15 protein-coding genes and 1 tRNA gene are annotated in these 22523 nt (G+C 66.2%); all 16 read right to left on the bottom strand.

Going from position 1 to position 22523, the window contains the following annotated elements; translation table 11 throughout:
• Positions 1-126: 126 nt before the first annotated feature.
• Positions 127-993 carry a YdcF family protein gene (locus G7B67_RS03830; protein ID WP_166208082.1) on the bottom strand — a complete coding sequence of 289 codons (867 nt, stop codon included), beginning with the start codon at positions 991-993 and terminating at the stop codon, positions 127-129.
• A 7-nt stretch (positions 994-1000) separates the two neighbouring features.
• Positions 1001-2191, bottom strand: a complete 1191-nt coding sequence (locus G7B67_RS03825; RefSeq protein WP_166208079.1) for a glycosyltransferase family 4 protein — start codon at positions 2189-2191, stop codon at positions 1001-1003.
• Complete coding sequence (locus tag G7B67_RS03820; RefSeq protein WP_166208076.1) at positions 2191-3372, bottom strand: hypothetical protein; 1182 nt, start codon at positions 3370-3372, stop codon at positions 2191-2193. Before G7B67_RS03820 ends, G7B67_RS03825 begins: the two co-directional genes overlap by 1 nt.
• Before the next feature lie 68 nt (positions 3373-3440).
• On the bottom strand, positions 3441-4694 hold the full coding sequence (locus tag G7B67_RS03815; protein ID WP_166208074.1) for a lipopolysaccharide biosynthesis protein: 1254 nt from the start codon (positions 4692-4694) through the stop codon (positions 3441-3443).
• A gap of 311 nt (positions 4695-5005) precedes the next feature.
• Positions 5006-6172, bottom strand: a complete 1167-nt coding sequence (locus G7B67_RS03810; protein WP_166208071.1) for a glycosyl hydrolase family 28-related protein — start codon at positions 6170-6172, stop codon at positions 5006-5008.
• A 525-nt stretch (positions 6173-6697) separates the two neighbouring features.
• Complete coding sequence (locus G7B67_RS03805; protein WP_166208068.1) at positions 6698-7837, bottom strand: right-handed parallel beta-helix repeat-containing protein; 1140 nt, start codon at positions 7835-7837, stop codon at positions 6698-6700.
• Between the two features lie 262 nt (positions 7838-8099).
• The gene (locus G7B67_RS03800; RefSeq protein WP_166208065.1) at positions 8100-9131 is read right to left on the bottom strand and encodes a right-handed parallel beta-helix repeat-containing protein; all 1032 of its coding nucleotides are present in this window, start codon (positions 9129-9131) and stop codon (positions 8100-8102) included.
• 68 nt (positions 9132-9199) lie between these two features.
• Complete coding sequence (locus G7B67_RS03795) at positions 9200-10771, bottom strand: asparagine synthase-related protein (RefSeq protein WP_166208062.1); 1572 nt, start codon at positions 10769-10771, stop codon at positions 9200-9202.
• Entirely contained in the window at positions 10768-12156 is a 1389-nt protein-coding gene (locus tag G7B67_RS03790; protein ID WP_166208059.1) for an asparagine synthase-related protein, read from the bottom strand. The genes G7B67_RS03795 and G7B67_RS03790 overlap by 4 nt, the downstream gene beginning before the upstream one ends.
• A 59-nt stretch (positions 12157-12215) precedes the next feature.
• A complete protein-coding gene (locus tag G7B67_RS03785; protein ID WP_243412235.1) occupies positions 12216-14450 on the bottom strand; it encodes a polysaccharide biosynthesis tyrosine autokinase in 2235 nt (744 codons plus the stop codon).
• A 98-nt stretch (positions 14451-14548) separates the two neighbouring features.
• Positions 14549-16945 carry a UDP-N-acetylglucosamine 2-epimerase gene (locus G7B67_RS03780; protein WP_166208056.1) on the bottom strand — a complete coding sequence of 799 codons (2397 nt, stop codon included), beginning with the start codon at positions 16943-16945 and terminating at the stop codon, positions 14549-14551.
• Between the two features lie 263 nt (positions 16946-17208).
• The gene (locus G7B67_RS03775) at positions 17209-17643 is read right to left on the bottom strand and encodes a low molecular weight protein-tyrosine-phosphatase (RefSeq protein ID WP_166208053.1); all 435 of its coding nucleotides are present in this window, start codon (positions 17641-17643) and stop codon (positions 17209-17211) included.
• Positions 17644-17804: 161 nt separating this feature from the next.
• Positions 17805-17880 (bottom strand) — tRNA-Thr (locus tag G7B67_RS03770).
• A gap of 162 nt (positions 17881-18042) precedes the next feature.
• Positions 18043-18993 carry a 4-hydroxy-3-methylbut-2-enyl diphosphate reductase gene (gene ispH / locus G7B67_RS03765; RefSeq protein WP_166208050.1) on the bottom strand — a complete coding sequence of 317 codons (951 nt, stop codon included), beginning with the start codon at positions 18991-18993 and terminating at the stop codon, positions 18043-18045.
• Between the two features lie 7 nt (positions 18994-19000).
• The gene (gene lspA / locus G7B67_RS03760; protein ID WP_207780862.1) at positions 19001-19498 is read right to left on the bottom strand and encodes a signal peptidase II; all 498 of its coding nucleotides are present in this window, start codon (positions 19496-19498) and stop codon (positions 19001-19003) included.
• 137 nt (positions 19499-19635) lie between these two features.
• A complete protein-coding gene (gene ileS, locus G7B67_RS03755; protein WP_243412244.1) occupies positions 19636-22443 on the bottom strand; it encodes an isoleucine--tRNA ligase in 2808 nt (935 codons plus the stop codon).
• Between the last annotated feature and the right edge of the window lie 80 nt (positions 22444-22523).

Here is a 22523-nt window from a genome sequence, read left to right as displayed (position 1 = left end):
ACGACGATCTTCCGATCGTGCCGGCAGCGAAACCGCCGCCATGCGGGGGAAACACGATCGCATCGTCAACATCGAACGCGGATCGCGGGTGGCTGGACTCGGCAGGACTCCCGCCGTTCAGGAAGCCTAAGGGCCGCCCATGCCTGAATGGCGTGAAGATTCCGGCGCGCATCCTGGCGATGTCTTCGCCGCGTCTTCACCCGTGCACTGCACGCGCGGTGCGGCGTCGCCGAGGGGTCCTCGCAGCGTCGCGCCGAGCAGGCCGGCGTATTCCTTGAATGCGCGGCCGCTGCGCCACAACGCGCGTGGAGAAGGCAACCAGCGATCCAGCCAGTCGTCGCGATCGGCGATCTCCGGAACCGGCTGCGCGATCACGTCCAGTCCGGCCTTGCGGAACAGCAGGCTGGCCCGCGGCATGTGCAACGCCGAGGTCACCAGCACCACACGATGGATGCCATGCTCTCGCGCCAGTTGCGCCGTGTACTGCGCGTTCTCGCGGGTGGAATGGCTGCGATCCTCGAGCAGCAGCGCCTTGCGCGGAACGCCCAGTCGGGCGATCACGCGCGCCATGTTGTCCGCCTCGCGATGGCCCGGCGGACCGACGCCACCGCTGAGGATCACCACCGGCGCGACACCGGCAACCCACGCGCGCGCGCCAGCCGCGATCCTGCTGCTGTCGTGCATCTCGTCCAGGTCCAGGCCAGCGCGATCCATGCGCGCGTAGCCGCCACCGCCGGCAAGCACCACGATCGCGTCGGCGTGCGGCAGGGCGCGCGCGGGCACCGCTGTGTGCTCGCGCTCCAGGCTCATTCGCAGGGCATCGGACATCACCGGCATCGACCACAGGGCCGACCAGCCCAACCCGACCGCGACCAGCGCCGCAGCCCAGACCTTGCGCCGCAACGCCAGCGCGAGCACGCCGACGAGCAGCAGGCAGGTCGTCAGCGCGAGCGGGTACGTCAGCCAGACGACGATCGCATGGATCAGGCCCATGGCCGTGTCAGGACGTGCCGAGGTCGCAGAGTTCCACGCGCGCGGGCTCCTTGCGGCGGGTGACGCGATCGCGCAGCAGCTCGTCGTAGACGTCGATCGTGCTGTGGATCACCGCGCGCTCGTCGAAATGCGCCAATGCCTTCTCCCGCGCGCGGGCACCAAGCAACGCGACCAGATTGCGGTCATCGTCCAGTTGCTTCAGCGCCTCGGCAAGCGCACGCGGATCGCGTGGCTCCACGTGCAATCCATCGACGCCGTGCCGGCTGACCACTTCGCGGCAGCCGGCGAGGTTGGTGGTGACCAGTGCCAGCCCACTCGCCGCGCCTTCGATCAGGCTTTTCGGGACTCCTTCGCGGTAATAGCTGGGCAAGGCCATCACGTCCACGGAACCGAGCAGCGCCGCCATGTCGTCGACATGCCCGAGCCACTCGACGGCGCCTTCGCTGGCCCATTGCTGCACCTGCTCCAGCCTGACCGAGCGAGGATTGCCGTAATCCGGCATGCCGGCGAGCAGGAACTCCACATCGCGCCCCTCGGCCTTGAGCATGCGCGAGGCCTCGACGTATTCGCCGACGCCCTTTTCCCACAGCAGTCGCGCCGCCAGCAGTACCCGCAGCGGCCTGCGATCGGCCTGTCTCTGGCGCGGAACGAAGCGGCTGGTGTTGACGCCGGAGCTGCGGATCACCCGGATCCGGTCGGGCGCCACCATCCGCGCCTGGATGAAGGCATCGGCGTCGTCGGGATTCTGCAGGATCAGCCGCGAATGCCCGCCGCCGAGCGTGCCGCGCATCAGCGCCTTCACCACCGGTCGCAACGCACGGGCGTGGGCGCGCTCGCTGGTGAAGACATACCCCATCCCGGCGACGGCATTCACCACCGCCGGTACGCGCGCTGCACGCGCCGCCAGCGCGCCGTACACCGCGCACTTGACGGTGAAGTTGTGCAGCACGTCCGGCTTCTCGTCCTTGAGCACGCGCACCAACCGGCGCAGCGTCGCCGCCTCGCGCAGCGGATTCAGGCTCGCCCGATCCATCTGCAACGCGATCCAGCGGAAGCCAAGCGCGGCGAAGCGCCCTCCGAATTCGCCCGGCGGCGACAGCATCACCACCTCGTGTCCGTGCGATTTCAATTCCAGCGCGGTCGACAACCGGAAGTTGAACAGGTACCAGTCGGTGTTGGCGTAGAAGACGAATTTCATCAGTGCACCAGGACGCGCCATTCCTCGCCACGCGGGATGACGCCGACCAGCGGCGCCTCCGGCTCTTCGGCGGTGACGGCAGAAAGGAACATGGAAGGAAGGATCATGAACAGCAGGAAGCACGACTCGTAGCGGATGCCGCTTCCCGGGTTGTAGACGCCGAACGGCACGTACGACACCAGGATCAGCGCCATCGCCGGCATCCAGCCCAGCACCAGGATCTTGCGCACCAGTCCCGGTGGCGAGCGGCGCCACGCGACGTGCAGCGAGAACAGCAGCACGCACAGCACCATCACGCCAGACAGGAAGAACGGCAGCATCAAGGGCCGCGACGCCACTTCGCCGGGTGTCGGACCCACCAGCGCCATCGGCAGCGTCCACCACAGGCTCTTGAACAGCTGCGGCGTCGTGGTCAGGTTCATCCACAGGCGCGTGGTGTCGGAATTGATGGTGAAGAAGGTCTTGGCCTTGGGCAGCACGTCGCCGGCGATGTAGTCGTCGAGCATCGGCCAGCACAGGAACAGCACGAATCCCGCCACCGCCGCGAAACCCAGGAACTGCACGCCCACGCTCAGCTGCGTCCTTGGGCCCCACAGGTAGACCAGGAACATCAGCAGGAACAACGCCGTGCCGATGCCATAGGGCGAGCGGATGAACACCATCCCGCCCACGCAGGCCAGCGCCAGCAGCAGCCGCCCGAAGCCGCGCTGGGTGTAATAGCCGATGACCGCGCCCATGAAAAATCCGAGCAGGCCGATGAACAACGCCTCCCGCCCGATCACCGATGCCCAGACGCCAAAATTGGGACACAGCAGGATCGCCAGCAGCGCCCATCGATAGCGGCCATGCACCCGCGCCTGCTTGACCATGTAGGCCACGCCGCTTGCGGCGAACATCGAATAGACCAGGTGCGCGACGAGGTCGCTGTGCACCAGCGCCATCAGGCGCGTGGCCAACAGGGTGATGAAATAGGTCCGCGCCTGGCCGGTGTCGTCGTAGGCGCCGGAAAGGTAGGAATTGGCATCGCCCAGCTGGCTGAAGTGGCTGTAGACGAACACCGAGAACAACGTCCAGCAGGCGAAGAGCGCGTAGATGGCGCGGACGCTGAACACGCGCGGCCCCTCGGGCTCGCGCGGTTTGAAGCTGGGCGACCTGGGGCGGTAACCGGAGTGGGCTGGCATGCTGCCTTGATAAGGATCGCGCCGTGACAAGCTTGTTAAATCTGCGCCTGCCTGAATGGAGGATTCAGTCACGCCGCACGCTGCGGCCGATTGAACTTCTGCACGCCCCAATACGTGCCTGCGAGCAACACCAGTTCGCTCGCAACCGTGGCCCATGCCGCCCCATGCGCGCCGAAACGCGGGATCAGCAGGAGGTTGGCCAGTACCGCGACCACCGTCGCCATCGCCATCGCGACTACCCGCAGGCGCATGTGGTTGTCGGTGACAAGCGCGGAGCCCATCGCCGTCGAGAGAAAGCGTATCGGCGCGCAGATCGCCAGGATCATCAGGATCCCGACCACGCCGCGATAGCGCTCACCGAACACCAGCGGCACGATCCACGGCGACACCAGCACGATCCCGGCGCTGATCACCAGCCCGAGCAGCAGCATCGCGACGTTGCCCTGCCGGTACACCCGCCAGAATTTCGCAACGTCATGGGTGTTCCAGCGGTGCAGTTTCAGCAGCAGGTACTTCTGGTAGATCGTCGCCGGGATCAGGTAGACCGCGGTCATGATCGCCAGGCCAATGCTGTACATGCCTGCCTGGGCGTCGCTGTGCAGGTACTTGAGCAGGATCGTGCTGATCTGGAAGAACACCGGATACAGCACCGCGAAGGCGCCGTAGGCCCACGCCTGCGACCACAGGGAGGCAACCCCGGGATCGATCGCCACCCGGTCGGAGGCCGCCGGGCGCGGCCCGTGCCCGTGCAACTCGATATCCCCGCTCACCATCCTGCGCACATGCGGGAATACCGACAGCGCGACGAGGATCGAGATCATGCAATAGCTCAGCGCCACGAAGCGTCCGGTCAGCTGCGGCACCAACAACAGGGCGAACGCGACCAGCAACCGGCTGGCCGGGATGGCCATCTGCCACAACGCCATCGCCCCGAAGCGCTCTTCCAGTCGCAGCTTGTTGCTGACCAGGTCGATCGCCAGGATGCTGAACACCACCGGGGTCAGCGCCAGCAAGGCAAAGCGGGTGCCGTTGTGCGGGGCGATGAACAGCGACCATGCAACGAGGATCCCCAGCGCCAGCGACGTCGTGAGCAGGGTGAAGCGCAGCGATGGCCGCAGCCAGCGATTGGCCGCCCACCCTTCCGCGCCATAGACCTTGAGCCGGAACTGGGTCAGGCCGAACCCAGCCAGCGGACCGACCATCGTCACCGTCGCCAGCGACGATGCGAACAATCCGTAGGCGGCCGGGCCCAGTTCGCGCGCGAGCAGCGTCTGGGTCAGGAACACCATGAACGCACCGCTGGCGGTGGCCAGGCCAAGCATCGACACAGTGGTGAGGGCCCGCTTCAGGCCCGGGGGCACGTGAAGCCCCCGCCAACGCGCAAGGACCCTGGCAGGGCCCGTCGCCGCGACATCGGGCCCACTCGTCTGCAATTCCATCCACCACGTCCGGGCAATGACAACACGGAACCCTACCGGCCGCGAAGTGAAGGTCCGCTCTAGGTGAATGGCGCTGCACCGGCCTGCCGCCTGGCGCGGGCGGTTCCTGCCGGTCAAAAAAAAGGCGGCGCCTTCCGGCGCCGCCAGTCCCACCGGTGCGGCATGTCGCCGCATCGGGTCCCTCCCCTTGTTGCTTACAGGTAGCGGTTGGTACCGATCGTCACGCCCGTGGCCGCCGACTTGATCAGCACGTCACGCTCGATCTTCTTCGCCCAACCGGTCAGGGTGAAGTCGACACGGTCCTTGTTGCCCAGGCGGCAGTAGTTGTTGTACGAGGTATTGCTGGTCATCTTCATGGTGCTTCCGCCGGAGAACAGCACGCCGGTGGCGGAGTTGTTCTGGATGCGGCTGTTCTGCAACGTGACTTCCGAACCACCCACGTTGACGACGCCGCAGCTGCCGTTGCTCTCGATCGTGCACTTGTTCAACGTGACCTTGCTGACCCGCAGGAAGATGTTGATGCCGTATTTGGCATTGTTGTTCAGGCGGCAGTTCTCGATCCAGATGTTGGAGGCCACCCAGTCGTTGTCAGGCTCGATGTCGATGCCGCACTCGGGGCTGGTGCCCTTGGTGTACGAGAACTCGCTGTCGTAGACCTTGACGTTGGTGCACTGGGTCAGGCTCAGGCCCTGGCGGCGGTTCTGGGTCGAAACCACGTTGGCGATCACGAGGTCCGAAGTGTTGCTGCCGGTGCAGATGCCATCGCCCGCGCACTTGCCGACCCACAGGTCGCGCACGGTGACGTGCGTGCAGCCGAGGATCTGGATGCCGTGATTCCACTCGGAGGTACTGCCCGAGACATAGGTGTGCGTGTCGCGATCGCCGATCAGCTGGCCACCGGCGATCTCGACCTGGGTGCGCTTGTACGCGTACAGGATGTAGGCGCGCGTGGCGCTGTTGGTCTTGGCCTGCAGCTTGGCGGCGGGGTCCATCTGCAGCAGCATATAGCTGCGCAGCTGGACCTTCTTCACCGGGTCGATCAGGTAGGTGCCGGCGGGCACGTAGACGGTGCCGCCACTGCTCGGCAGCGCGTTGATCGCGGCCTGGAAGGCAGCGGTGTCGTCATGGATGCCGTTGCCCACGGCGCCCTTGTCGCGCACGTTGATCACCGTCGAACCGCGGGTGCGCTTCGGGGGGACGTACGCCAGGGTGCTCGCGGCCAGGCCGTCCGCCATGCGGACGCCGGCGAACGCGCTGCCAGCGGCCATCATCGGCACGGCCATCAGCACGGAATTGCGGAGGAACTGGCGGCGCGGCATCTGGGCCGACAGCACGGTATTGACGAGTTGATTGGCTTTCACGATCGCGACCCCTGGAGAGAATTGAAACGCCGGTCTGGCGGGAACAGGTTGATCACGGCACGCTCACATGACGATTGGGAGAATATCGATGCGGCATTGCGTGTGTGCCGCGTGATGACGCCGTGACAAGGCGGAAATTACGCGTCGCCGCGCCGCTGTCATCCGTCAATTTGCCGATCTGTGCTGTCGAGCAACACTTCACACGGATTCGCACCCGGCGCCCACCTATTCATTTACATGACTTGGGGTTGACGGTGCAGAGCAGTCCGCGGGAAATTGCGGATCCGGTTGTGAAGCGCGCAGCCGCCTCTGTCCTGCAGGCGTGCAATCGCCGTCCAAGGCAGCCGCGGAACACCCGGCAGGCGTGGTTCCGGACCAGCCGCGAGACCGTCCGCGGCTGCTTCCACGCGTGCGGCAACCTTGGACGGCCACGCCGCAAGCGCAGTGCAGGAGGCAAAAAGAAGGCCTGCTTGCGCAGGCCTCCGGGGGGCGTAACAGTAGGGCCGCCGGCAATCCGGCCGCGTCCTATTTGTAGTAGTTCTTGCCGATGCTGGTGCCGCTGGTGCTGCGCAGCAGGATGTCGCGCTCCACCTTCGAAGCCCAACCCGTCAGGTAGAACGGCGAGCGGGTCTTGGTGCCCAGGCGCGTGTAGTTGCCGTACGAGGTACCGCCGCTGATCGTGCAGGATTTCGAGCCTTCGCGCAGGAAGATTCCGGTCGCGGAGTTGTAGCGGACGGTATTGTTGGTGAAATGGATCGCCGAGCAGTAGCTCGTCACCGCGCCGCAGCTGCCGTTGCGCTCGATGGTGCAATGGTTCAGCGTGACGTTGCTGACCCGCTTCCAGACGTTGATGCCGTACATCGCATTGTTGTTGAGCCGGCAGTTCTCGATCCGGATGTCGTAGGCGGTGCTGGTGCCATCGGGTTCGATGTCGATGCCGCACTCCGGGCTGGTTCCCTTGGTGTAGCTGAATTCCGAGTCGTAGACGCGGACGTCGTGGCAATGGGTGATCGACAGCCCCTGGCGGCGATTTCCGGTAGACACCACGTTGGCGATGCGCACGTCGCTGGCGCCGCCACCGATGCAGATGCCGTCGCCAGCGCAGCTCGAGACGTGCAGGTCGCGGATGGTCACGTGGGTGCAGCCCAGGATCTGGATGCCGTGGTTCCATTCCGACGTGCTGCCGCTGACGTAATGGTGGGTGGAACGGTCACCGACCAGCCGGCCGCCGGAAATCTCGACCTGGGTGCGCTTGTAGGCGTAGATCAGGTAGGCACGGGTGGCCGAATTGGTCTTGGCCTTGAGCACCGCGTCCTGGCTCATGCTCAGGTGGTTATAGCTTCGCAGCTGGATCTTCTTGACCGGATCGATCAGGTAGGTGCCCGCCGGAACGGTAATCGTGCCGCCACTGGAGGGCAGCGAATTGATTGCCGCCTGGAAGGCGGCCGTATCATCGTGGCGTCCATCGCCGACTGCCCCATAGGACTTCACCGAGCGCGTTGCCGAACTGTGGCTGCGCACCGGCGGCGAATAGGAGGAAGCCATCGCCGGAAGCACGCTGCCTCCAAGGACCATCGGTACCGCGAGCATCGCGGACTTGCAGAGGAATTCCCGGCGAGGCATCCCAGCCTCGAGCACGTCGTGCGCGAGTTCAAAATTCTTCAATGTAAAAACCCCATGATTGGCGCCAGCGGGGACCGGCGTCTTTTCAGTCGGATCGGACGTCAGGTCCGGACGGAAAACGAAACCACGTATCAGGCAGGCCGCGTTGATTTAGCGACGTGGAGCTGGCGTGAAATCGTGGGGAGAGACTAGACGGCACGCCATGCGTGCGTGCAAAGAAAACGTGAAGGTGGCGCTCACCAAACACAACAGGGAGCACTGCTTCATTCGACGTCAAGGTAGATGACTGCGCGATAGCGCGCATTCAGTCGTTGCGGTTGTCGTCCCCGATCGACACCGCGCTGCTGTCTGGAGATACCCGGATGCGTCGTTGCCACGGCGCTTGCGCGGCAATCCGGTTGCCGTCGATCCGCGCGCCGTGCGTCGCCTTGAGTTCAATCGCATGGTGGCGGTTTTGCGCCAGGATGTTCGACACGATGGTGACATCCATCGCCGCCGTGCAGAGCACGCCTATGCCGTTGCCCAGAAGGCGGCAATTGGCGATGCGGACGCCGCGGACGCGCTTGAACAGCTGGATGCCTGGTCCCCGGTTGCCCCGTAACAGGCAACGTTCGATGACCACGTCGCGCGCGCCGGTTCCATCGGGCGGGTCACCGGAGTCGGGTTCGATGTCGATCCCGGCGGCGGGCGGCGTGCCATGGGTATCCAGGAATTCCGAATCCACCACCCGCACCCGTCGCGAGCGCCCGATGGTCAGCCCCTGCCGTCGATTGCCCGTGCAGGTGACCCTCGCCACGAGGACGTCCTCGCTGGGGGCGACGATGCGCCCGCGCCGTGACGGATTGGATCCGATCGAAATGCCGTCGCCCCAGCATTCGGAAACGCGCATGTCGCGAAGGGTGACGCGCGATGCGCCGCGCGTCGCCACGCCATGGCCCCATTCGCCCTTCGTCCCATGGTGCCTAAGGCGATCACCACGTATGTGCCCGCCGGAAACCTCCACGTCGACAACGTCCTCCACCAGGATCACGTAGGAGCGCTCAGCGTCGTTCGGGATCGCGAGCAACTCGGCCCCTGGCGCCAGCTGCAGGTGCATGTGGCTGCGCAACCGCAACTTGCGCGTGGCATCGATCGCGTACCGCCCGGCCGGGACGTGCACCGTGCCACCGGCGACGGGCAGTGCATCGATTGCCCGTTGCAGCGCGGCCGTGTCGTCAGTGACGCCGTCCGCGGCGACACCCATCGTTCCAGCATCGATCCGGTGGTTGCCGCGTGCCCTGCCCTCGACGCTGGTCCCATCCGCCGCGACCGCCGGCAGCCAGGCCGCAAGTGGCATGCATGCTCCGGCCGCCAGCAACCGGCGGCGCCGGGCATCGACGGAAACGCCACCGGGGCGGATCGGCTTCAATGCCGCGGCGCGGCCTGGTCGCGCTGGATGATCCATGGCAACACGATGGCAAGCAGGTAGAACTTGGATGCGTGGTACTTGTTCCCAAGCCGCGGCCGGTTGCGTTCCAGCCATTCGACCGCGCCGGGCAGCATGTGCGACGCCTGCTTCGCGTAGTCGTGCACCTGGTCGAAGCGTGCCTTTGCCAGCCCGCAGACGTCGAACCGGAAGCTTCCCTTTTTCTCGACGTAGGGCAATGGCCCGAACTTGGCCGCGATGTGGGCGCGCACGAGTACCTTGTTGACCTTGGCCCCGGGGTCGATCATCTGGTCGACCGGCACCTCGTTGTAGACCCATTCGCGCAGGGTGTGGTCGCAGAACGGGTAGGCCGCGTGCATCGACAGCGCCTCGGTGGTGTACAGGCCCTTTGCGAACCCGGCCGCGGCGCCCGAGATCGACATCGAAATCACCCGCAGTTCGTCGTGGTCGACCGCCGAATCGATTTCCGCCTTGAAGGGCTCCAGCCGCGCCCGCGACAATGCCGCCACCGGACGCCCGAACAGCTCGTCGACCTCTGCGTCGGAGAAGCGTGAGCCAGGGAAGATGCGCTCGATCGAATCCATCTGCACGGTGCCCAGCAGGTAACACAGGGCGAAGCTGTCGCCCACCACCGGCATCTCCACCACACCTGGCGGCAAGCGCAGGCGCTGGGCCAGCCAGTACAGGAAGCGCTTCTTCGTCTGCGCCGGCGCGCCGAAATAACTGTCCGAGCCCATGCCGTCGATGACGCCGTCGCCGCCACGGGCATCCACCTCGGTGGCCAGGTCAGCATAGGACAACAGTGCGAAGTCGGCAGTCAGCAACGGCATCCGGTGTGAAATGGCGACGTATCGGTCGTACGCCCGCCCCGGATCGCAGACAAGCGTTTCATGGCGCAGTCCGAGGGTCCGGGCGACGTATTGCGCCGACTCGACCTCATTCTCCTCACGGCCGCCAAGGTAGGTGATGCAGGTCGTGTCCGGGCGGCTCTCCGCGATGGCGATCGCCAGCGTCGTCGAATCCTTGCCGCCGCTCTGCAACAGCCACGGCGTCCGGATGTCGGCACATGAGCGCGTCACCGCTTCGCAAAGCAGGCGATGCCAGGTCTCGACCAGTTGCGCGGGCGTCTTGTCGCTCGCCACGGTCTTTCCGGCGTCACGGAAGCGGTAGCGGAACTCCGGGGCGGCCTGCATGTCGTGGTGGGGAAAGAAGCCGAACGTCGCCAGCTTGACCCCCTGGTAGATCGAGTGGGGCGGATAGACGAACGCATTGCGCAACAGGTCGGCGACCGAGATCGGGTCGATGACGTCGCGCGGCTTTCCCGCACCAAGGCCAGAGAAGTCTGGCTTGCCGTAGTACGGCGACATCGTGATCTGCATCGGGCTGGCCGCAGCGGACATGCCGTACGCAGGTGGCTGGACATCATCCAGGGTGCGGAAGCCTGCCGAATCCAGCGCATGGCGCTTGGCCGCGGCGATGGTGTCCACGGCGTCCTGCAGTTGCGACGCAGGCCCGTGGATGGCGCCCTCGGTGGCGAGTTCTCGTTTCATGGGCTGTTTGCCTTCTTATGGTGTTCGCATATCCAGGGCAGGACGATGGCCAGCAGGTAGAACTTGGATGCGTGGTACTTGTTGTCGAGCCGGCTGCGATTGCGATCCAGCCAGCGCACTGCGCCCGGGAGCACGTCGTCGGCCTGGTGCGCATAGGCACGGACCTGGTCGAAGCGCTGGCGCGCCAGCCCGCACAAATCGAAGCGGAAGCTCCCCTTTTTTGACACATAGGGAAGCGATTCGAAACGCGTGGCGATGTGGTTGCGCACCAGGACCTTGTTTATCTTCGACACCGGGTCGACCAGTTTTTCAACCGGGATATGGCGGTAGATCCATTCGCGCAGCGCCTTGTCGCAGAATGGAAACGCCGCCTGCAGAGATAGTGCGTCGGCGGTGTAGAGGCCCTTGGCGAAGCCGCCGGCCGCACCCGCGATCGACAATGAGATATCGCGCCATTCGTCCAGGCTGGCCGCCGAAGACAGCTCCCCCTTGAACGGCGACAGCCGCTCGCGTGAGAGGTGTGCGATCGGGCGTCCGAACAGCTCGTCCACTTCCGCATCGGAGAAGCGCGAGCCAGGGAACACGCGCTCAACCGGATCCATCTGCAGCGTGGAAAGCGCGTAGCAGAGTTGGAAACTGTGCCCGATCCACGGCAACTCGAACACGAACGAAGGCAGCCGCAAGCCTCGCGCCAGCCAGAACAGCATCCGCTGCTGCAGCTTCACCGGCGCACCGAAGTAGGTATCCGATCCAAGCCCGTCGATCACGCCATCGCCGCCGCGCCGCGAAATCTCCGTCGCCAGGTCCACGTAGGACAGCACGGCGAAGTCGGCGCACAGCAAAGGCATGCGCGGAACGATGTCGAGGTAGCGGTCGTAGGCGCGGCCTGGATCGCAGACCAGTTGCTCATGCCGCAGGCCGAGCGTTGCCGCCACGCGACGGGCCGAGGCAACCTCGTCCTCCTCGCGACCTCCCAGGTACGTGATGCAGGTGGTGTCCGGGCGTGCATCGGCGATAGCGATCGCCAGCGTGGTCGAATCCTTGCCCCCGCTCTGCAACAGCCACGGAGACGCCATGTCGGCGCATGAGCGGGTGATGGCTTCGCACAGCAGGCGATGGTAGGTCGCCACCCAATCCTGTGGCTTCCCGTCGAACTCCCTGCCCTTTTCGGCATGGTGGAACGGGAACCGGAACGGCGGACTGGCCGCCATGTCGTGCTCGGGCGAGAAACCGTAAGGCACCAGCTTGATGTCCTGCAGGCTCGAATGCGGGGCGTAGACCACGGAGTTGCGCAGCAGGTCGGCCACCGATACAAGGTCGATGCGCCGGTCTGCGCTGCGCTTGCCGAGGCCGGAGAAATCCGGCCGACCAAGATAGGGAGACATGTTGATCTGTACGGGCCTGCCCCCTTCGGCATCCGATAAATCCACCACGTCCATGTCGTTCAGGCGGTTTCCTTGGCCGGCAGGTAGTCGTAGTAGCTGTAGGCGTAGTGCCCTCCGCTGCGCTTCTGCACGCCGTTGAAGATCGCGCCCTTGACCTCGACGCCATTCTGTTCGAGGCGTTGCTTGGCCAGCGCGATTTCGCGCTGCTGGTTGAGGCCGAAGCGCACCACCATCAGGCAGGTCCCGGCCTGGTGGCCGATCACCGCCGCGTCGGTCACCGCCAGTACCGGCGGGGTGTCGATCACCACGATGTCGTATAGCGGGGCCACCTGCTCGAGCAATTCCCCGAACGCCGGATGCATCAGCAGCTCCGATGGATTGGGCGGAACGTCGCCACGCGAGATGAACGACAGGTTCTCCGCGCCGGCCACGCGCCGAAGCGCGGTTTCCAGCGGAATCTGGCCCGAGATCAATTCGGACAGTCCATTCTCCGAGCGCGCACCCATCGCGTGGTGCAGGGTGCCGCGACGCATGTCGGCGTCGATCAACAGCACGCGCTGCCCGGCCTGCGCCATGGTCACCGCCAGGTTGGCGCAGACGAAGGTCTTGCCGACGCCCGGGCTCGGCGCGGTGATCATCAGCAGGTTGTTCTTGGTCTTGAAGCGCGCGAAGTGCAGGCTGGTGCGCAGGCTGCGCAAGGCTTCCATCGCCAGGTCGGTCGGTGCCTTGAGCGCAAGCAGGCGCTGGTGGCCCGAGTGGGTCAGGCGGCCGGCGCCCACGCCCAGTTCCCGACCTTTCTCACTGTAGGGAATCGAGGCATAAACCGGCAGCCCGAGCAGTTCGATGTCGACCGGATCCTCGACCCCGCGCCGCAGCATCTGCTGCAACAGCACGAAAGCCACCATCAGCAGCGCGCCCAACGCGGTGCCGCCGATGATCGTCGGGATCGGCTTGGGCCAGGTGGGGCTGTCGAGATTGACCGCGGCCGGATCGATCACGCGCACGTTGCCGACCGCGCCGGCGCGGGCGATGTCGAGCTGCTGCGCCTGGTCGAGCAGGTTGGCGTAGGTCTGGTTGGTGACCTCGACGTCGCGGCTACGCCAGAACAAGCCCTGCTGGGTCTCCGGCAACTCGCGGATCCGCTGCTGGATCGCGCCGCGCTCGCGCTCGAACTGGCCGATCTGGCCGAGCAGCGCCTTGTAGGCCGGATGCTGCGGGGTGTACTTCGCCGCCAGTTCCGCCTGCTGCATGCGCAGCTGCTGGATGTTGGATTCCAGCGCCACGCTCTGGTTGAGCAACGCCTGGTTCTGCACGCCGACGTCCAGGGTCTGGGTCTGCGCCTGGAACGCCGTCAGCGATGCCTGCGCCTTTTCCAGCTCCTTGCGGACCTTGGGCAACTGCGCCTTGACGAAGGTCAGCCGCTTGGCGGCCTCGGCCGAGTTGCGCGCCACGTTCTGGTGCACGTAGGTATTGGAGATGTTCTCCAGCACGCGCTTGGCCAGCACTGGGTCGGCATTGGAATAGCGCAGCGCGATGACACCGGAGTCGCGGCCCTGCTCCACCGCGGTGATGTCGTCCTTCATCTGGTCAAGGATCACCAGCGAGTTCAGCCGCGTTACCTTGAAACGCATCCCGGGATTGGCGTGCAGCGTGGTCACCAGCGACGTGATGCCGTTGCCGGTCGCCTGTTCGCCGACACGACCCGTGAGCAGCGTGTTGCCGTCGTCGTCCTTCAGCGTATACAGGCCATCGTTGCCTGCGACCAGCAGCAGCGGCACGTCGACCAGTTCATCGGGCACGGTGAGCCGGGCGAACTGCAGGCGCTCGCCACCCCAGCCGAAGCTGCTCAGGCCGAACCATGGCGAGGCGACATCGTTGGGTTGCGCGGGCTGGAAATTGCGCGCGACGAAATTGCCGAAGAACGGGAAGTGCTTGGGTTCGACCCGCACATCCAGCCCGAGGTCGCTAAGCGCCTCGCCGAGGACCTGCCGCGAAGTCAGCAGCTGGATCTCGGTCGACGCCGGGGCATCCTGGGGACCACTCGACTGTTGGGCATTGGCGTTCAGGCCCGGGACGACGGGGGTCTTCTTCTCCACCTGCACGACGGCGTTGGCCTCGTACTCGGGCGTTGCGAGGACCACGTACATGATGCTCAGGGCGAGGAAAACCGCCGTGCCGAGCAGGATCAAGTGCTTGTGGTCGCCCAGCGTCGACAGCAGCGTGCGCAGGTCGATCTCGTTGTCGCGTACGGAGGGCGCGTACGTCGCCATCTTGGTTGCCAGGTGCGTTGCCATGGGGTGTACCGAGTAGGAAGAAAAGTCGATCGGAGAAAGATGAAGCCGTCAGTACCGCGCGGGATGTCGGTCCCGGGGGCGCTCCGCGCCGCCCACGATCACGAGGCCTCCCGCAGGGCTTCGGAGACCGCCGACAATGGAAATTGCAGCGACGGGCGGGGCACCACCGGGCTGGTGGCGCGGGTGATGAAGCCTGCGAGCGCTTCGACGATGCGCTCGCAGCTGTCGCGCAGGCCATCGGCGGGCGGGCTCGCCGGTGCCTCGACCGGGCCATGGTCATTGAGCAACGCCAGCGCCCCGGCGGCGATCGCCTGCTCCTGCAGTGCGACGCAACTGATGTCGCGGGCGGCAACGGCGGCGTCGGCGGCCTTCAGCAGCAGGACACGCTTGCCGAGCGCGGCCACCTCCTCCGCCAGTTCGGCACCGTCGGCAAGCACCAGCCGTGCGTGGTGCAGCAAGTAAGCGAAACTCAGGTAATCGGTCGAACCGACCAGGTGGATGTTGGGACATGCATGCAGCAGTGCGTCCAGGCGGGGGCTGATCCGCTGGCTGGTGGGGTACACGATGTCCACGTCCGGCCGGCGCATCGCGATCTTGCGCAGCGCCCTGCAGATCGGTTCGAAGGCGACGCTTGCCGGAGCGCTTCCGGTTGCGGTTCGCCTGTAACCGGCGCCATCGGCGAGCGCCACCTCGGCCGAATCGCCGTCGAACAGGTCATAACCGCTGAACTGCATGTTGTGCGCGTCTGCCACCAGCAGCAACGGGCTCCCCGCGCGCAGGAAGGCGAAGCACTGCGCCAGGTCGCGGCCAAGCGTGGTGTCCTGGCGGATTCGCTCGGCTGCCGCACGCACGGTGCCGATCGCGGGATTACCGCTGACCACGATCCGCTCATCGGGCACGCCATGTTCGCGCAGCAGCCTGCCTGCCAGCTCATTGGGAGTGAAATGCAGCGCCGCCAGTTCGGCCGCGATATGGCGGCTGGCATGCGCCATGCCCCGCGTGGACGCGGCGGCATCGGGTTCGACACAGACGACCGGGATCTGCTGGTAGAACGCCGCCAGCGTGGTGCCGAGGGTGGAGGATGCTTCGCTCGGCACAACCACCACGTCGGGCTTGAATTCGCGCAGCACGCGCTTCATGCCACCCAGGGTCATCGAGGTGACGTCGTCAGGCTGTCCCGGGCGGGGCGCCACGCGCAACTGCATGTCCGGGCGCATGCCGAAAAGCTTGAGCACCTGCACTGGCGTCTGGTCGGGCTGTGCCGTTATGCAGACCCGGGTCTCAAAACGGACATCAGCCGACAATCGACGCGCCAGCGGCGCCATGCGGATCGCGTCCGATGGCGTGGCCATCATGCACAGCGCGCGGATTTTCGCCGGTACCGAACCGACGGTCGCGCGCGTCTCGACCGACACCGGGGACGGTTCCGGCCCTTCCCCTTCATCGACAGCCCCGGGGATGTACCGGCACAACCACTCGAGCACGTCCTGGAACCGCAGCACATAGAGGGCAAGCAACACGGCGAACGCCGCCACGCTGATGACCTGGGGCGCGTCCCGAAGCGCATAGCCGGTCAGCGCCAGCATGCCGCCGGAAACGACGATTGCCGCCAACGTGGTGCGCGCCGAGCAACCGGTATCCTGGAGGAGGTGGTGCAGGTGCTGGCGGTCCGGCTTGAACGGCGACTTCCCGTTGCGAATGCGCCGGAACATGACCGCCAACGTATCCATGACCGGCAAGGCCACGCACCACAGCGCGTCCACCGGCTCGATCCGCTGCACGCCCTTGTGGCTGAGGAAGACCAGGCTCCAGCCCAGCAGGAAACCGATCAACGTGCTGCCGGCATCGCCCATGAAAATCTTGCGGCCGTCGGGCCAGCCGAGATTGACGAACAGGTACGGGATCAGCGATGCGAACAGTACCTGCAGCAGCAGCATCACGCCCAGCATCGGCAGGCCGGCACCGGAAAACAGCATGATCGAGCCGATGCTCACCATCGCCAGGCTGGCGGCCAGCCCGTCGATTCCGTCTAGCATGTTGAAGGCATTGATCAGGCCGATGATCGCCACGATGGTGAGCGGGATGCCGAACATCCCCAGGTCGAATCCGGGCGAACCGAACAATTCCCCGGTGTGGTCGAGGTAGACGCCGGACGCGGCGATGACCAGCCCGGCGGCGCAGGACTGGATCACCAGGCGCGAGCGAACGCTCAGGTCGTGCATGTCGTCGACCAGGCCCGTCATCACGATCAGCGCGCAAGGCACCAGCAGCGCGGCGACGAAGCGGTCGATGTAGCCCAGGTAGAGCAGCCCGGCGATGGTCCCGAAGAAGAAGCAAAGCCCGCCGATCAATGGCACCCGGCCACGGTGCCGCTTGCGGGCGTCGGGCCTGTCCACGAGCCCGAGCCGACGCGCGATCGGGCGCATCGAAAAAATGGAGAACAATGTCACCGCCAACGCGATCGCACTTGCGGCTACCAGCTTTGCATCATCCATGTGCGCCCTCTTGGAACCGCATTCATGTTAATCGTCGCCCCGTGCACGGTGGATGGGTGCGCGAAGCCATGGCCTGGATCTGAATCCGCGCGCGCCGCCGTTAAAAATCCGTCGCGTGCGAAAGTGCAAACGAGGCTAGTGGGCGGCTGTTGATGAAAAGATGAAGAACACGACACGTGTTCAGCGAGACTTTGGTCTCGCGCACTGAACAGGGGCGTTGCGCGGGAATCCCGCGAAGGGAATCGCCGCCGTGGCGGCTTTTTTCAAAAACGCCGAAGCCAGCTTTCGACGGCCACGTCGACCATGCTGAATACGTTTTCGAAGGCCGCCCGTGGTTGCCCGTAGGGATCGGGGATCGGGGCGTCTTTTTCCCAGCGGCCGAGCAGGAACGTTTTCCCGCGGGCATGCGGCGCCTGCGCATGGATCGCCGACAGGTGCCGCTTGTCCATCGCCAGAACGATGTCGGCGGCGCTGAGCATGTCCACCGACACCTGCCTTGCGACGTGGGTGTCGGCGCGGATGCCGTGCTCGGCGAGCACCGCCGCCGCCATCGGATCGATCGGGTTGCCGACCAGCGCCGAAAGACCGGCCGATTCGACCACCACGCCCGCACGGCGGATGCGTTCGCGGAACAGGAATTCGGCCATGGGGCTTCGGCAGATATTGCCGACGCAGACGACGAGCACGCGGTTGATCATCCGGCCAGTCTAGCCAGGCAAGCACAACGCGTATTCACCGGCGCGCCCGCCACCACGGCCGCCCTCGTCGACGCGGGCCACGAAAAAGCCCGCAATAGCGGGCTTTTTGTCGCACGCGAGCCGCCGCCTGGTGACGCCGGGCGGTCCGTGTCGGGGGAAAGTGGTGCCGGAAATAGGAATCGAACCTACGACCTACGCATTACGAATGCGCCGCTCTACCAACTGAGCTATTCCGGCGTGGACGCGAAGTGTAGGTAGGCCGCGCGGGCGGGTCAATCGGGGAGCGCCGCCTGCCGCCAATGGCAAGAGCGCCCTCGTGGGATCGGCTTCAGCCGCAAGCGCTTCCCTGCCGGGCAGAAAACTCGCGGCCGAAGCCGCTCCTGCCGGACGGCGTGCGCCTCAGTCGACCAGCTGCACCCGCAGCTCGCGCGGCAGCGCGAAGACCATGTCCTCGGGCTTGCCGGCCAGTTCGCGCACGGAGCCGGCACCGAGCGCCTGCAGGCGGTCGATCACCCCGCGCACCAGGACCTCGGGCGCGGAGGCGCCGGCGCTGACGCCGACCTGGCGCTTGCCCTGCACCCAGCGCGGGTCGATCTCCCCCGCCCCGTCGATCAGGTGCGCCTCGACCCCTTCGCGCTCGGCCAGTTCGCGCAGGCGGTTGGAATTGGAGCTGTTGGGCGAGCCCACCACCAGCACCAGGTCGCAGCCCTGGGCGAGTTCGCGCACGGCGTCCTGGCGGTTCTGGGTGGCGTAGCAGATGTCGTCGTTGCGTGGACCCTGGATCGCCGGGAAGCGCTCGCGCAGCGCGCCGATGATGCTGCGGGTATCGTCGACCGACAACGTCGTCTGGGTGGTATAGGCGAGGTTGTCGGGCTGGCTGACGACCAGCGTGGCGGCGTCGGCGAGGTTTTCCACCAGGTAGATGCGGCCATCGCCTTCCTCGCCGCGCCACTGGCCCATGGTGCCCTCGACTTCGGGATGGCCGGCATGGCCGACCAGCACCATGTCGCGCCCGGCGCGGCACTGCCGCGCGACTTCCAGGTGCACCTTGGTCACCAGCGGACAGGTGGCGTCGAACACCTTCAGGCCGCGTTTCGCGGCGACCGCGCGCACGGCCTGCGAGACGCCATGGGCACTGAAGACGACGGTGGCACCGTCGGGCACTTCGTCCAGTTCCTCGACGAAGATCGCCCCGCGCTGCTTGAGGTCGTCGACCACGTAGCGGTTGTGCACGACTTCGTGGCGCACGTAGATCGGCGCGCCGAGGGTGTCGAGTGCGCGGTTGACGATCTCGATCGCGCGGTCGACACCGGCGCAAAAGCCGCGGGGATTGGCGAGGACGATGTCCATCGGGCAATTATCCCGCGTTTTTCGCCGGACTGCGTTGCAGCAGGCCGAACAGTGCGATGCCGATGGCGCCGCCGACGATCGCCGAGTCGGCGATGTTGAACGCCGGCCAGTAGTGGCCGCGCCAGTACCACTGGATGAAGTCGACGACATGCCCGTGCACGAGCCGGTCGATGACATTGCCCAGCGCGCCGCCGATCACGAGCGCGAACGGCAACGCGGTGCGCCAGTCGCTGCGCGGCATCCGCCACAGCGCGCGCGTGAGCCCGGCGCAGACCGCGACCGCAAGCACCACGAAGAGGTATTTCTGCCAGCCGCCGGCATCGCTGAGGAAGCTGAACGCCGCGCCGGTGTTGTAGGTGCGGAACCAGTTCCAGAAGCCGTCGACCACCGGCACCGGCTGGAACTCCGGAAGCGTCGCCAGGACCCACGCCTTGCTGAGCTGGTCGAGCAGGATCACGAGCGCGGACAGCGCGAGCCAGGGAAGTGCCGAGTTGCGGTTGTGCATGGATGCCTTCATTTGTCGCCGTCATTCCCGCACAGGCGGGACTCCATGGGCGTTGTTTGTCGTATGGCGCGATCCAGGCCAGCGGCGTGCGGGCGTGCGCGCGCGGGCATTGGATCGTGCACGGCCGCCGGCCGGCTTCAGAACCACCGCCGCACTTCCCCCGGCCCCTCGATGTTGGCCACGCAGCGCCCGCACAACTGCGGGTGCTGCGCGTGCACGCCGACGTCGCCGCGACGCTGCCAGCAGCGCACGCACTTGGGTTTGCTGGTGACGTCCGCGGCCACGCCGATCTCGGTCGCCGACGCGTCGGCCACCACCTGCACGTCGCCGCTGATGAGCAGGAAGCGCAGTTCGTCCACCAGCGGCGACAGCCAGTTCTGGTCGGCGATGCCGCAACGCAGTGCGATCTCGGCGTCCAGCGCCGCGCCGATCCGGCCCTCGGCGCGCATCGGCTCCAGGACCTTGGCGACCTGGTCGCGCAACGCGAGCAGGCGATCGAAGTCGGCGACCGACAGCCCTGCGTCCTCGCCCAGCGGCGACAGGCCGTCGTACCAGGTGGCGAACAGCACGTTGCCCTCGCGTGCGCTTTCGGCACCGGGCGCTGGGAGATACCGCCACATCTCGTCGGCGGTGAAGCTCAGGATCGGCGCGATCCAGCGCACGAACGCCTCGCTGACGCGGTACATCGCGGTCTGCGCCGAACGTCGTCCGGGCGAGTCCTCGCCCATCGTGTAGAGACGATCCTTGGTGACGTCGAGATAGAGCGCGCCGAGATCGTTGCTGCAGAAATTGGAGATCGCATGCACGACTTCTGCGAAGTCGTAGCGCGCGTAGGCGTCGGCGATGCGCTGTTGCAGCTCATGCGCGCGATGCACGATCCAGCGGTCGAGCGCCACCATGTCGGCATCGGCCACGCGGTCGCGCGCGGGCACGAAGCCGTGCAGGTTGCCCAGCAGGAAGCGCGCGGTGTTGCGGATGCGGCGGTAGGCATCGGCGGTGCGCTTGAGGATCTCGTCCGACAGCGACATCTCGTTGCGGTAGTCGGTCGACAGGATCCACAGGCGCAGGATGTCGGCACCGAGCTTGCCGATGATGTCCTGCGGCTCGATGCCGTTGCCCAGCGACTTGGACATCTTGCGGCCCTGCGCATCGACGGTGAAGCCGTGCGTGAGGCAATTGCGGTAAGGCGCCACGCCATCCATCGCCACGCCGGTCAGCAGCGAGGACTGGAACCAGCCGCGATGCTGGTCGGAGCCTTCGAGATAGAGATCGGCCGGCTTGTGCAGCCCGTCCTGTGGTCGTTGCGCGAGCACGCAGGCGTGCGTGACGCCGGAGTCGAACCAAACATCGAGGATGTCGGTGACCTTCTCGTAGCGCGCGGCGTCACCGCCGAGCAACGTCGCCGGATCCAGCGCGTACCACGCATCGACGCCGTCGCGCTCGACGAGATCGGCCACCTGGCGCATCAGTTCAGGCGTGCGCGGATGCGGCTCGCCGGTCACCCGGTCGAAGAACAACGCGATCGGCACGCCCCAGGTGCGCTGGCGCGAGATGCACCAGTCCGGGCGGCCCTCGACCATGCCGTAGATGCGCGCCTCGCCCCACTCGGGAATCCAGCCGACCTTGCCGACCGCGGCCAGCGCATTGCGGCGCAGGCCTTCCTGCTCCATCGAGATGAACCACTGCGGCGTGGCGCGGAACGCCACCGGCGTGCGATGGCGCCAGCAATGCGGATAGCTGTGGGTGAGGGTGGAGAAGGCGAGCAGCGAGCCGTTGTCCTTCAGGCCCTCGACGATGGCATCGTTGGCCTTCCAGATATGCATGCCCGCCAGTACGCGCTCGCCCAGCGGCGGCGTCGTCGGCAGGTAGACGCCGCGGCTGTCGACCGGATTAAGCTGCGCGGCGCTGTACTGCTCGATGAAGCCATAGCGCTGACCGACGACGAAGTCTTCCTGGCCATGGCCGGGAGCGGTGTGCACCGCGCCGGTGCCCTCTTCCGCCGACACGTGGTCGCCGAGGATCAGCGGAATCTCGCGATCGGCGTAGAAGGGATGCTGCAGGCGCTGGCCTTCGAGTTCGGTGCCCTGCACGCGACCGTGCACGACCACCTCGTCGACGCCGTAACGCTGCAGCGCGCGTGCCGCGAGGTCTTCGGCCAGGACCAGCCATTGGCGGGCGCCATCGCGGGATGGACCCTCGACCAGCACGTAGGACAGCTCCGGCCCGAGCGCGACGGCGAGGCTTGCCGGCAGCGTCCACGGCGTCGTGGTCCAGATCGGCACGGCGATGCCAACGCCATCCGTAAGTGCGGCGCCGAAGGCCGAGGCCAGCGCCTGCGCCTGGCGCGCGGCGTAGGCCACGTCGACGGCGGGCGAGCGCTTGTCCTGGTACTCGATCTCCGCCTCGGCCAGCGCCGAGCCGCAGTCGAAACACCAGTGCACCGGCTTGACGCCGCGGGCGAGATGGCCGCGTTCGATGATCTTCGCCAGCGCACGCAGCATGTCGGCTTCGTAGCTGAAATCCATCGTGCGGTAGGGATTCGCCCAATCGCCGATCACGCCCAGGCGCTGGAAATCCACCCGCTGAAGGTCGATCTGCGCGTTGGCGTATTCGCGGCATTTGGCGCGGAACTGGGCCGCGTCGAGTTTGTCGCCGACCTTGCCCCACTTCTTCTCGATCGCGATCTCGATCGGCAGGCCGTGGCAATCCCAGCCCGGCACGTAAGGCGCGTCGAAGCCGGCCAGCAGCTTCGACTTCACCACCGCGTCCTTGAGCACCTTGTTGACGGCGTGCCCCAGGTGGATCGCGCCGTTGGCATACGGCGGGCCATCGTGCAGCACGAACGAGGGCCGTCCCTGCACCCTGGCGCGCAACTGCGGGTACAGGCCTTCGTCCTGCCAGCGCTTCAGCGTCTCGGGTTCACGCTTGGGCAGGTCGCCGCGCATCGGGAAGTCGGTCGCCGGCAGGTGGATCGTCGCCTTGTAGCGGTTCGGGTCGCTGGCGGAACTGTCGGTGGAATCTGCGC

Origin of the sequence: Cognatiluteimonas telluris (assembly GCF_011320095.1) — a bacterium.
Lineage (GTDB): Bacteria > Pseudomonadota > Gammaproteobacteria > Xanthomonadales > Xanthomonadaceae > Cognatiluteimonas > Cognatiluteimonas telluris.
The sequence above is the reverse complement of the archived record's forward strand: the minus strand, read 5'-3'. Positions and strand labels throughout refer to the sequence as shown.